We start from the raw sequence: 12500 nt of genomic DNA, 5'->3' as shown, positions 1-12500 counted from the left end.
ATTGATGCGCCAAGCTAGTCCGCCTGCGCCACCCAGTCAATCACCTCAAATGGCAATGCACGTGGATGAGGCCGGCGCGCGTGCGGTCCGTGCCCTTATGCGAACATGTCCTTGTAGGCGTCGCGCAGGACGTTCTTCTGAACTTTGCCCATGGTGTTGCGTGGCAACTCGTCCAGCAGGATCAGCTTTCGCGGATGCTTGAACCGGGCGAGCGATGCCTTGACCGCATCGTGCATCGCGTCGAGGTCCGGGGACGTGTCTTTCTCGGGCACGATCACACCAAGCACGGTTTCACCGAAATCGGGATGCGGCACGCCGATCACCGCGCTTTCCATTACGCCGGGCTGATCGTCGAGCACAAGTTCGATCTCTTTCGGATAGATGTTGTAGCCGCCGGAGATGATCAGGTCCTTGTTGCGCCCGACAATGTGAACGTAGCCGTCATCATCGATCCGGCCGAGATCGCCGGTAATGAAAAACCCGTCGCCGCGCAGCTCTGCAGCCGTCTTTTCCGGCATTTGCCAATAGCCCTTGAAGACATTCGGCCCCCGCACTTCGATCTGACCGACCTCGCCCTGGGGCAGGCTGGTTCCGCTCTCCGTATCGGTGATCTTCAGTTCAACGCCCGGAAGCGGGAAGCCGACGGTTCCGGCGCGCCGCTCGCCGTCATAGGGATTGGACGTGTTCATGTTCGTCTCGGTCATGCCGTACCGTTCCAGGATGCGGTGGCCTGTTCGCTCCTCGAACTGGACGTGTGTTTCGGCGAGAAGCGGTGCGGAGCCGGAAACGAACAGACGCATGTGGGAGGTCAGGTCCTTCGTGAACCGGGGATCGTCCAGCAGTCTCGTATAGAATGTCGGCACGCCCATCATCGAGGTTGCTTCGGGCATGTGTGCGATGATTTCGTCCAGGTCGAATTTCGGCATGAAGATCATGCTTCCGCCTGCCGCAAGGGTCACGTTCGTTGCAACGAACAGGCCGTGCGTGTGGAAGATCGGCAGCGCGTGCAGGAGAACATCCTCGCTGGTAAACCGCCATTCCCCGACAAGTGTCTGCGCGTTCGAGAGGAGATTGTTCTGCGTCAGCATGGCCCCTTTGGACCGGCCTGTCGTGCCGGACGTATAGAGGAAGGCTGCAAGGTCATCGCCGCTCCGCTCCACGGTGGCAAAATGCGACGGCATCTCGCTCGCGTTTGCGCTCAGGGAACCGGACCCGTCCGCGTTCAGCGTTTCGAGCTTCGCACCCAGCTTGGCGGCGACCGGTTTAAGGTCGGCCTCGCTCCTGCTGTCGCAGACAACCAGGGACGCGCCGCTGTTGTCGATGAAATAGGTCAGCTCATCGACCGTATAGGCCGTGTTGAGCGGAAGAAACACCAGACCGGCCTGCGCGCAGGCGGCATAAAGGGCAAGCGCTTCCGGCGACTTCTGGACCTGAACCGCAACACGGTCGCCAGCCGTCAGCCCGAGACGGGTCAGGGCGTTCGCGGTTCTGGCTGCAGTTTCCAGAAAGTCCTGATGGGTAAGGGTATGCCCGTCCGGCAATCGCAGAAATGTCGTCGATTTGCCGGCATGAATGCCAAAAAGGCTGTCAAAGAGTGGGTTCGGCATTGGCGTCGCCTTTTCTGTTCTTGTTGAGCACAGCGGTCTTTGCAAGTGACTTGACCGCGTCCGTGGCCATGACTTCCTGCGTTGTCGCGTATTTTTCGTGGTTTTGCGCCACTTTTGGGAGATCGTAAAGATAATTGACCATCGTGCCGCCTGATTGGACCTGACCTTTTTCGGACATGTCCGCTCCGGCATGAACGGCATGAATGACCGCCCCGTTGCCCAGGTGAAACCGGGCGACCGGGTCGAAGGGGCTGTCTCCCCTCGATTTGGCATTGAGGAGATAATGCGCCGCCTTGGCCTTCATCTGGTCCGGCGGATCATCTGCCCATTCGTCGCCTTCGCGTTCCAGCCAGCGTGTCAGGCCCGGGATCGGGGACAGGGTGACGAAGGTCTTCAGCCCGTCGAGCTCGGCCGCCAGGTCGGACGCGACCTGTTTGATCAGCGAGTTACCGAACGAGATGTTCGCCAGGCCGGCCTGGCAGTTCGAGATCGAATAGAACACGGCCGTATCGGCGTCTTCGGCCGCGTGCGCTTCCCGGTCTTCTGCCAGCAGCGACTGAATGGAGTTGGCGATCCCCTTGGTCAGCGCGACTTCCACGAAAATAAGCGGTTCGTCCGGCATGGACGGATGGAAGAAGGCGAAACAGCGCCGATCCGCCGGCTCCAGCCGCCGGCGCAGGTCATCCCAGCTGTGGATCGCGTGCACGGCCTCATAGGCGATGATCTTTTCCAGGATGTGGGCCGGGCTCTCCCAGTTGATCGGCCTGAGCACAAGGAAACCGCGATTGAACCAGGACGCGAACAGATGCCTGAGATCGAGATCCAGCGCATCAAGCTCCGGATCCTGCCCGCCGAGTCTCAAGAGGTTTGCACGCATGTCGACCAGCGTACCCGTTGCACCGGGCACCCGGTTGAGGCGGCGGAACAGTTCCTGCCTGCGTGGTTCCGCCGCTGTCATGAAGTCCTTGTACGTCGCCTTGGACGGAGACTGCTCATAGGCGTCAAGCGCGATCCGCACCTTTTCCGGATCAATGTTGAGCCTGCCGGCGATTGTCCGGAAAAAGGCGAGTTTCTCGTCATCATCCAGGTTCTCGAAGCCGGACAGGATATCCTGTGCAAGGGCCAGACCGGATGTTTCGCCCGCCGAGCCGACCAGTTCGTCAGCCAGGTCCTCAAGCGGACGCTCGTTCCTGAGATAGCGCCCGGGGAGCCGGTAGCGGCGCTCGAAGACCGTGGACAGAAGGTCGGCAAACAGCGTCATACCGCTTTCCCCATGACCACGTCCGGAAGCCAGGTCGCCAGTTCGGGAAACAGACACAGAAGGATGATCGCCAGCACCATGCATCCGACAAACGGCAGCGAACCGGTCAGGATCGTTTTCAGCGAGATATCGGGTGCGATGCCGTTGATCACGTAAAGGTTCAGACCCACGGGCGGAGAAATCAGCCCGATTTCCATGTTGATCGTCAGAACAACGGCGAACCAGATTGGATCGAATCCGGCTGTGGTTATGATCGGCAAGAGGATCGGCGCTGCCATGAGAATGACGGCGACCGGCGGCAGGAAGAAACCGGCGATCAGCAGAAAGATGTTGACGGCTCCCATAAGGACCCAGCGATTGACATCCAGCGTGCCGATCCATTCGGCGATCGACTGGGTGATGAACAGCGAACTGAGCATGTAGGAGAACACACCGGCGGCGGCGATGATGAACAGGATCATCACCGATTCCTTGGTGCTGTCGCGCAGAACCACCCAAAGCGCCTGGGGCTGCCAGAGCTTGTAGATGATCATTGCGATCATAAGGCACAGAAGCGCACCCACCGCAGCCGTCTCGGACGGTGTTGCGACACCGCCATACATGGCATAGAGCACGCCCAGAATGATGGCGATGAAGGGCAGGACGCGCGGCAGGATTTCGAACCGCTGGCCCCAGCTGTAGCTGCCGGAACTGAGGCGTCTGCCTTCTCCCGACCGCCAGGTCGAGTAGAGCGACCATGCCATGAAGAGACCGACCAGCAACAGGCCGGGAATGACACCGGCCAGGAACAGCCGGCCGATCGAGGTTTCGGTCGCGATGCCGTAGACGATCATCGTGACGGAGGGCGGGATCAGGATGCCCAGTGTTCCACCGGCGGCAATGGACCCGGCTGCAACGCCGTCCGGATAACCGCGCTTGCGCATTTCCGGAATTCCCATCTTGCCGATTGCGGCACAGGTCGCGGGGGATGAGCCGGACATGGCCGCGAACAGGGCGCAGGCGCCGAGGTTGGACACGACCAGTCCGCCCGGCACACGCGTCAGCCATCGTTCCAGGGCCTCGTAGAGATCGGCACCGGCTCGCGTCGACGCAATCGATGCGCCCATGATGATGAACATCGGGATCGACAGAAGTGCGAAATTGTCGAGCTTGCCGAACAGGATTTCCGGCATGAGTTCCAGCGAGCGGGGGCCGTCGAAGATGATCAGGAAGCCCGCGGAAACGATCAGCAGCCCGATGGCGACCGAAACGCCGGAAAAGAGAACCAGGATTGTGGCAATCGCGACGATTGCGCCCAGTAGAAGGGGATCCATCTCGCTTACTCCAGGCCAAACGGTTTGTCGGTTCCGGTCAGAACGGCCACCAGGTCAGCAATCAGCTGAAGCAGGAGCAGACCGAACCCGATCGGAATGGAGAAATAGGGGATCCAGAGCCTGACGCCCCAGACCGTGTCGGAACGCCAGCCGCGATCCCAGGCGAAATGCCAGTATTCGAACCCGTACCACAGCATGATCGACACGATGACGATCGACAGGGCGGAGGTGAGCATGGCAAGTGCGAACCGCGCACGAGGCCCGAGCGAAAGCGGAATGAGATCCACATTCACGTGACCGCGCAGGCGCTGGACATAAGGCAGTCCGACCAGTGTCGCTGCGATGACGAGGTAGATGACCGCCTCGGTCTGCCAGACCGTCGAACCGTTGAGGACGAACCGCACGAAGATCATCTGGCAGGTGATCGCAACCGCGGCAACGATCATGGCCGCCGAGCACCAGCCTGCAAGGGTTGAGATGGCTGCGACGGCGCGCAGGAACGGATTGTTTCCCGTGCGCGCGACAACAGCGGAACTATGGCCGGCCATTACCGACTCCCTCAAGATCCGGGATTGAAACAAGAAGCGTGGCGGCCATCGGCCGCCACCTGGTGTGTCACTCTACGGCGAGCGCCTTGTCGAGCAGGTCCTGCCCGTCCGGAACTTCCTCGACGAATTTCTGGTAGGACGTTTCCATCGCCAGCTTGCGCCAGGCTTCAAAGTCTTCCGGGCTCATCTGTGCGATCTCGACACCGGCTTCCTCAAACACCTGCACGGAGGCCGCATCCTGTTTTTTCGCCTCGGCAAGGTAGAATGCTTCGGCCTTCTCGGCACCGGCCAGCAGCGCCTGCTGCTGCGCTTCGTTGAGACCTTCGAATGTCGATTTGTTCATCAGAAGCGGCTGGTACATGAACCAGAGGGCAACGTCGCCCGCAGGTGTGTAGCACTTGACCTGTTCGTAGATGCGATAGGACACGAACGACGAAGACGACGTGTTGGCTGCCTGAAGAACGCCCGTTTGCATGGCGTTGTAGATCTCCGAAGACGCCATGGATGCGATCGAGGCACCTGCGCCTGCCAGCATCTGTTCGAAGGATTTGCCCGCCGCACGGGTCTGCAGTCCTTTGACGTCATCCGGGCTGGTGATGCACTTGTCCGTTCCGGCAAAACCACCGGCCAGGTAGCCGTGAACCAGGACCATCACGTCATCGTCCGCCATTTTCGCCTCAAGGGCGTCCATGAATGGCGACTCGCTGAGGCGCGCCGCATGGTCGTGGTTCTTCACCAGACCGGGCATGAGGGTCAGGTTGTAGGCCGGCTGCTGGCCACCGGCATAGCTCAGCGGAAACACGGTCATGTCGAGCTGACCGCGGCTGAGCGGCTTGTATTGCTCGCGTGGCTTGAACAGGGACTTGGAGCCGAAGATCTTGATCTCCAGACCAACATCTGCGGCAGCCACTTCATCTGCAACGATCTGCGCCACCTGGTGGCGGACATCCTTGTTGGACCACTGGTGAGACAACCGCAGTTCCGTTGCCTGAACCAGCGTTGCAGTGCTCATGACGGCAAGGGCTGCCACCGCGCCTTTCAAAATTGATTTCATGATTTCCTCCCGAAGTGCCCGAACGGGAATTTCTCCCGGACGGCGCCGGCAGTGTAGGATCGTTCTGTATTTTTAGTCAACAATCTTGTATACAAAAAATACGGGTTTGCGTTTCAGCGCTGGCCGAACTAGAAGAAAAGTCATGGAACAACGGCGCGCCGACAACATTGCTGAAGCGCTCGAGGAGCACATTTTCAGCGGCATTTTCCAGAACGGGGACCGTTTGGACGAGGTGAGGCTTGCCGAGCAGTTCGGCGTCTCCCGCACGCCACTGCGCGAAGCGCTGCAAAGACTGGCGCTGTCGGGTCTGGTCGAACTGGTGCCGCGGCGCGGCGCGTTCGTGCGCCAGCCCGGGCCGATCGAGCTGATGGAAATGTTCGAGGTCATGGCGGAACTGGAAGCCGTCTGCGGCCGGCTGGCTGCGCGCAGGATTTCCGACGAGGCAATCGAAGAACTTCGTGACGCGAATGCCAGGTGTCAGATGGCCGTCGAGGCGAGGGATACGGACGGGTATTACGCTGAAAACGAGCGTTTCCACAAAACGATCTACCAGCAGTCGGGCAACGGTTTTCTGGAGCAGGAAGCAACCAAACTTCACAAGCGCCTGAAACCGTTCAGGCGGCAGCAGCTGAAGTTCCGCGGCCGGATGGCGCAGTCCATGGCCGAACACGAGGCCATTGTTGATGCCCTTGCCGGCGGAGAACCGGAGGCGGCGGCCGATGCCCTGCGCAATCATGTCGCCGTTCAGGGCGAAAAGTTCCACAATCTGATGGCCAGCCTGAAGCAAAAAGCCGGTTAGAAACGTCGGCGTCTGTCGCTTGAGGCAGGTCCCGGCAATGCCGGGAGCATGGCCTACGTGGTTTTTCAGATTGACCTTCCAGTGACTGGAGGCCCTAACTGACGCTTGAAATCAGTCTTGATGAAGAGTGTGCAGAACATGCAGGAACAAGTTGCCACCTTGGAAAAACGCACGGATCCCGGCCAGGCCGTAGACCCGGTCTGCGGGATGTCGGTGACGCTGGGCAAGGGCAAGCCGTCCCTGAAGTACAAGGGCGAGACCTACCACTTCTGCAATCCGAAGTGCCACGACAAGTTCGACGCCGACCCCTATTTCTACCTGTCCGGCAACAACGAGAAAAAAAAGAAGCTCGACGCGGAGAAGTCTGCCTCCGGTGCGCTCTTCACCTGCCCGATGGATCCGGAAATCATTCAGGAGGGCCCGGGGACGTGCCCGATCTGCGGCATGGCCCTGGAGCCGATGAGCGGTGTGTCGGACGAACCCAATCATGAGTTGATCGACTTTACCCGCCGCCTCTGGGTCAGCGTTGTCGCCGCCATCCCGCTTCTCGTCCTGACAATGGGACCGATGGTCGGGGTGCCGGTCCGCGACTGGATCGGGGAAGGGGTTGCCATTTACCTGGAGGCCATTCTGGCGACACCCGTCGTCCTGTGGGCTGCCCTGCCGTTTTTCCAGCGCGGCTGGACGTCGCTGGTCACGCGGCATTTCAACATGTGGACCCTGATCATGATCGGTGTCGGGACCGCCTATCTCTATTCCATGATCGCCGCCTTCCTGCCGTTCCTGTTCCCCGACGCGCTGAAAGGCGCCAGCGGCCACATGCCCGTCTATTTCGAGGCGGCGGTTGTGATTGTCGCGCTTGTCTTTGTCGGTCAGGTCCTGGAACTGAACGCAAGGGAACGAACCGGCGATGCCATCCGGGCGCTGCTCGATCTCGCGCCCAAGACCGCACGGCGCCTGACCGCGGATGGCGACGAATATGACGCGCCTCTGGACAACATTCTGGCCGGGGACCGGCTGCGGGTCCGTCCGGGCGAAGCAGTGCCGGTTGACGGCGTCGTGCTGGAAGGAGGCTCGTCCGTCGACGAAAGTCTCGTTACCGGTGAGCCGGTCCCGGTGCAAAAACAGCCAGGGGACAAGGTCACGGGCGGCACGCTCAACAAGACCGGGTCGATGGTCATGGAAGCGCAACTCGTCGGCGCGGATACGATGCTGTCCAAGATCGTCGATATGGTCGCCGCCGCACAGCGCTCGCGTGCACCGATCCAGGGGTTGGCGGACCGTGTTGCAAGTTACTTCGTGCCAACGGTGGTTGCCGTTGCCGTGCTCGCGTTCTTCGCATGGCTGGTCTTCGGGCCAAGCCCGGCGTTCGTGCACGGGATTATCGCGGCCGTTTCGGTTCTGATCATCGCCTGCCCCTGCGCGCTTGGGCTGGCAACGCCGATGTCGATCATGACGGCGACGGGCAGGGGCGCACAGGCCGGCGTTCTCGTGAAGACCGCCGAGAGCCTGGAACACCTGGCCGAAGTGGATGTCATAGTCGTCGACAAGACCGGCACCCTGACGGAAGGCAGACCGGTCGTGACTGACATTCTCGCCGGTGACGGCGTCGCGGAAAACAACATGCTGGCTTTGGCCGCTGCGATTGAAAAAGGGTCTGAGCACCCCCTCGCAGAGGCAATCCTTGACGTGACGCGCGAGAGGGCGCTGGATATCCCCGAGATGAGCTGTTTCGAAGCCGTGACGGGCAAGGGCGTGACTGCGTTGGTCGGCGATAGCCGCGTGTTCTTCGGCAATGCATCATTCGCGACCGGGGCCGGGGCTGAGCTTGACCAGTTTCAGGACCGTGCCGAAGAGCTCGCCGGGCTCGGCAAGACGGTCATGTATCTCGTCAGGGAGGATGCGGGCCGGGCCGTTGTGCAGGGAGTGATCGCTGTCGCCGATCCTGTGAAACACAACGCCAGGGCGGCAATCGATGCGCTGCACGCGGACGGGGTAAAAATCGTCATGGCGACCGGCGATGCACCGCGAACGGCCGAAGCCGTTGCCGCCGCGCTCGGCATCGACGATGTCCGCGCCGGTGTTCTTCCGGAAGGCAAGCAGAAACTCGTCGAGGAGCTCAAGGCCGCCGGGCACCGGGTGGCGATGGCCGGAGATGGCGTCAATGACGCACCGGCCCTGGCGGCAGCCGATGTCGGCCTGGCCATGGGCACCGGGGCGGATGTCGCGGTCGAGAGTGCGGGCCTGACTTTGCTCAAGGGAGATCTGGAAGGCATCCTGCGGGCACGCACGCTCGCCCGTGCAACGGTGAAGAACATTCGGCAGAACCTGTTCTTCGCCTTTGCCTACAATTCCGTCGGCGTACCGATCGCGGCGGGCGTCCTTTATCCGCTGTTGGGAGTCTTGCTGTCCCCGATGCTGGCCGCCGCCGCCATGAGCCTGTCATCGGTCTCCGTGATCACCAATGCCTTGCGCCTGCGCACCCTGAAGCTTTGAGGATCTCAAAATGAATATCGGAACCGCATCGGAACAGAGCCGGCTGCCGGTCAAGACGATCCGCTACTACGAGGATATCGGGCTTGTCCGGCCGCTCCGCAGTGAAAACGGCTACCGCGACTTCTCCGACGCAAACCTTCAGACGCTCAAATTTCTGCAAAGGGCCCGCAGTCTCGGCTTTTCCATCGAGGAATGCCGCGAACTCTTGTCGCTCTACGAAGACGGCAACAGGGCCAGCGCGGATGTGAAAGCCATCACGCAGTCCAAGATCGTCGAAATCGACCGGAAAATCGATGAGCTGAAATCGCTGAAGAAAGTTCTGACAACGCTTTCGGACGCCTGTCACGGCGACAGCCGGCCAACCTGTCCGATCATCGACGATCTGGCAGGTATGGGAGAGCCGGACAGGGACATGAGGGGACGTTCGTGATGAGCCGGATGCGCACTCTGATTATTGTGACGGCAGTGTCCATTGCGTCACTCGGTGGCTGGGGTTACTGGCAATCACGAGAAAACGATGATCCGCAGCCAGCCGAAACGGGTGCCGCGATGGTTCAGGTTCAGCTGCCCGAACTGTCCCAGGTCGCATTGCAAGGGGAAGCTCTCTTCCGGGCCAATTGCGCGACCTGCCATGGCGACGTCGCGGATGGACGCGTGGGACTGGGGCCACCGCTGGTCCACAAGATCTATGAACCCAGCCATCATGCTGACGGCTCGTTCTTCCTGGCGGCGGCGCAAGGCGTTCGCTCGCACCACTGGCCTTTCGGCAACATGCCGCCTGTGGACTCCGTCAGCCAGGACGAGGTGGGCAAGATTGTTGTTTATGTAAGGTCGCTGCAGCGAGCCAACGGTATCTACTAGGAGAGGAACCGCCAGATGAAAACGGCAACACGTTCATCAGCGCTTGCGGTCGGTCTGCTCACGCTGGCAGTTGGCGCTGCCTTCGCCCATGGCGGTGCGACGGGGATCGTCAAGGAACGCATGGACGCGATGACCGAAATCAGCCGGAACGTGAAGGTCGTGGGGCAGATGCTGAAAGGCACGGCTGCCTACAAGCCGGACGAGATCGAACGCGCGGCGAAGGCCATTGCCGGACACGCGGGCGATGCCATGACAGACCTGTTTCCCGAAGGCAGCCTGATGTCGCCCACGGAAGCCAGTCCGGAGATCTGGGCGGAATGGCCGGAGTTTTCCGCTTACGCGGAGAGCCTGCAGTCGTCCGCGCAGACGCTCGAAGGCCTGGCGGCGCAGGGGGCGGACAAGAAAACGGTGGCGGCTGCTTTTGGCAAGGTGGCCGCGACCTGCAAGACCTGTCACGAGGCGTTCCGCATCAAAAAGTAGCACTGCACAACGATTACGCAGCGTCTTCAACGGCTGCCTGTAGCAATCCGCTTGCCACGACCGGCTGCATGTTTTACCTCACGGTCAAACATTTGCTGTATGCATGAAAAACCGGCACGGCAACAGGAGACGGCGTCACATGAGCATCAGATACCACAAGGAAGATCTTCCTGATCTGAACGCCTATGAGGCGGCTGAGGCCGTCGCGGTCGATTCCGAAACGCTCGGACTCAACCCGCATCGTGATCGTCTGTGTGTGGTTCAGCTCTCTTCCGGTGATGGCACGGCGGATGTTGTCCAGATCGCGCGCGGCCAGACCGAAGCGCCCAACCTGGCCCGTCTTCTCACCGACACCGCAAAACCGAAGATTTTTCACTTCGCCCGGTTTGATGTTGCCGTGCTGCGGCACTATCTAGGCATCGAGGTCGAACCGGTCTGGTGCACCAAGATCGCTTCGAAACTCGTGCGAACCTATACGGACCGCCATGGGTTGAAGGACATCACCCGCGAACTTCTGGGTGTTGATCTTTCGAAACAGCAGCAGAGCTCCGACTGGGCCGCGGAAACCCTATCGGACGCGCAACTGGCCTATGCGGCATCGGATGTCCTGCATTTGCACGCGTTGAAGAAAAAACTTGAGTTCATGCTGCAGCGGGAAGAGCGCAGCCATATAGCGGATGCCTGTTTCAAGTTTCTGCCGACCCGAGCAGAACTTGATCTCAAGGGATGGGACGAAACGGATATTTTTGCGCATTCCTGAGGCTGGCCCGAGATTGATCGGCGACCGTGTGGCAGTTGGAGAATTTGTTGAGTATCACCAGCGGACAAATGGGGCATGTACTTCCCGGGCACCAGCTCAGCCGGGTACAGCGGGCGGCGCGCCGTCACAGCCTGCTGGTGCGCGTGCTTCGCTGGGCGTTTCCGGCGATCGGACTGCTGATTCTGGCAGGCATGGCCGGGCTTGTTATCCTGTTCAACGTTCTAAGCGGTTTCGGTGCGGCAAACCTGATGCTGACCAGCGAAGGTCTTGTAATGGACCATCCCGAATTGTCCGGCCACGATGGCGACCGGTCCTACAAGGTCACTGCACGCCGTGCGATCCAGAGACTGAGCGATCCGCGGATCATAGATCTGGAAACCATCCGGGCCGATATCGTGCTCAGCAAGGACGAAAGCGCCGAAATCATTGCCCTCAAGGGCACCTATGACAACGCGGCGGAGACGTTGCGCCTTTACGAAGGCATTCAGATCGAGTGGAGCGAGGGCTACACGGTCGACCTGTCGGTCGTGGACGTCAATCTGAAGAACGGCGCCATGAAAACGTCGGAGCCGGTTTTAATTCGCTCTGATCAAGGGCATGTTCAGTCCGGAAATCTTTCCTATGATAAGGAAAACGGCCTCGTCCGGTTTTCGGATGGCATCAAGATGACGATCAATCCGGCTTCGGAAGGACAATAGCAGATGACAGTTTTGAAACGCCTTTCGCTGGCGGTGGCTGCAAGTTTCCTTGCATCGGTCGCGCACGCGCAGACTTTCTCTGATTCCTTCGCCGGGTTCGGATCGAATGACGGCGAACCGATCGAGATCGAGGCCAGCGAGCTCCTCGTGGAAGACAACAACAACACGGCAACTTTTGTTGGCGACGTCGTTGTCATTCAGGGCGAAACGAGCCTGGAAACGGAACGGCTCAAGGTTTTCTACGCCGGGTCGGGCGCATCGACCGGTGAAGGGGCCGTTCAGCAGCGTATTTCGCGTCTTGAAGCGGAAGGTGGTGTCTTCGTCACCTCGAAGGATCAGACCGCGAAGGGCGATGCGGCGAGTTTCGACATGAACAAGGAAATCATGGTGATGACCGGCCGCGAAGTCGTTCTCAGCCAGGGCCCCAACGTCGTTGTCGGCAACAAGTTGACGGTCAACCTGAAGACCGGACAGGCCAATCTGACCGCAGCCAAGGCGAGCGTCTCCAATTCCGGTGGCGGCGGCGGGCGTGTCAAAGTGCGGATCCTGCCCAACAGCGTAGAAGAAAACTGACCCTTTGAGTGCGCGCCCGGCGAGACGGTACCGGCGCAGGAAACGACAAT

General features: G+C 60.4%; 13 protein-coding genes. 8 read left to right on the top strand and 5 right to left on the bottom strand.

What is annotated here, in order from left to right:
• Nucleotides 1-95: 95 nt before the first annotated feature.
• From RBB49_RS18755 to dctP, 5 genes are all read right to left on the bottom strand, one after another.
• Nucleotides 96-1607, bottom strand: coding sequence for a malonyl-CoA synthase (locus tag RBB49_RS18755; protein ID WP_306144404.1), 1512 nt, complete (start codon nucleotides 1605-1607; stop codon nucleotides 96-98).
• Nucleotides 1588-2868, bottom strand: a complete 1281-nt coding sequence (locus tag RBB49_RS18750; protein WP_306144403.1) for a malonyl-CoA decarboxylase — start codon at nucleotides 2866-2868, stop codon at nucleotides 1588-1590. Before RBB49_RS18750 ends, RBB49_RS18755 begins: the two co-directional genes overlap by 20 nt.
• Nucleotides 2865-4181, bottom strand: a complete 1317-nt coding sequence (locus RBB49_RS18745) for a TRAP transporter large permease (protein WP_306144402.1) — start codon at nucleotides 4179-4181, stop codon at nucleotides 2865-2867. The genes RBB49_RS18750 and RBB49_RS18745 overlap by 4 nt, the downstream gene beginning before the upstream one ends.
• A 5-nt stretch (nucleotides 4182-4186) precedes the next feature.
• Nucleotides 4187-4729, bottom strand: a complete 543-nt coding sequence (locus RBB49_RS18740) for a TRAP transporter small permease (protein ID WP_306144401.1) — start codon at nucleotides 4727-4729, stop codon at nucleotides 4187-4189.
• Between the two features lie 67 nt (nucleotides 4730-4796).
• On the bottom strand, nucleotides 4797-5783 hold the full coding sequence (gene dctP / locus RBB49_RS18735) for a TRAP transporter substrate-binding protein DctP (protein ID WP_306144400.1): 987 nt from the start codon (nucleotides 5781-5783) through the stop codon (nucleotides 4797-4799).
• Between the two features lie 142 nt (nucleotides 5784-5925).
• Between dctP and RBB49_RS18730 the strand changes: the two genes are divergently transcribed.
• From RBB49_RS18730 to RBB49_RS18695, 8 genes are all read left to right on the top strand, one after another.
• A complete protein-coding gene (locus RBB49_RS18730) occupies nucleotides 5926-6582 on the top strand; it encodes a GntR family transcriptional regulator (protein WP_306144399.1) in 657 nt (218 codons plus the stop codon).
• A 138-nt stretch (nucleotides 6583-6720) separates the two neighbouring features.
• The gene (locus RBB49_RS18725) at nucleotides 6721-9078 is read left to right on the top strand and encodes a heavy metal translocating P-type ATPase (RefSeq protein WP_306144398.1); all 2358 of its coding nucleotides are present in this window, start codon (nucleotides 6721-6723) and stop codon (nucleotides 9076-9078) included.
• A 10-nt stretch (nucleotides 9079-9088) separates the two neighbouring features.
• Nucleotides 9089-9508: a Cu(I)-responsive transcriptional regulator gene (cueR, locus tag RBB49_RS18720; protein ID WP_306144397.1), complete on the top strand. Its 420-nt coding sequence runs from the start codon at nucleotides 9089-9091 to the stop codon at nucleotides 9506-9508.
• A gap of 8 nt (nucleotides 9509-9516) precedes the next feature.
• Complete coding sequence (locus RBB49_RS18715; protein ID WP_306144396.1) at nucleotides 9517-9939, top strand: cytochrome c; 423 nt, start codon at nucleotides 9517-9519, stop codon at nucleotides 9937-9939.
• Nucleotides 9940-9954: 15 nt separating this feature from the next.
• Complete coding sequence (locus RBB49_RS18710) at nucleotides 9955-10419, top strand: cytochrome c (protein WP_306144395.1); 465 nt, start codon at nucleotides 9955-9957, stop codon at nucleotides 10417-10419.
• A 139-nt stretch (nucleotides 10420-10558) separates the two neighbouring features.
• Entirely contained in the window at nucleotides 10559-11179 is a 621-nt protein-coding gene (locus RBB49_RS18705; protein WP_306144394.1) for a ribonuclease D, read from the top strand.
• A gap of 47 nt (nucleotides 11180-11226) precedes the next feature.
• Nucleotides 11227-11877: an LPS export ABC transporter periplasmic protein LptC gene (gene lptC, locus RBB49_RS18700; protein WP_306144393.1), complete on the top strand. Its 651-nt coding sequence runs from the start codon at nucleotides 11227-11229 to the stop codon at nucleotides 11875-11877.
• A 3-nt stretch (nucleotides 11878-11880) separates the two neighbouring features.
• Entirely contained in the window at nucleotides 11881-12450 is a 570-nt protein-coding gene (locus tag RBB49_RS18695) for an LptA/OstA family protein (RefSeq protein WP_306144392.1), read from the top strand.
• Nucleotides 12451-12500: the final 50 nt, after the last annotated feature.

The organism is Roseibium sp. MMSF_3412 (genome assembly GCF_030733265.1).
In the GTDB taxonomy this organism is placed as follows: domain Bacteria; phylum Pseudomonadota; class Alphaproteobacteria; order Rhizobiales; family Stappiaceae; genus Roseibium.
The sequence above is the reverse complement of the archived record's forward strand: the minus strand, read 5'-3'. Positions and strand labels throughout refer to the sequence as shown.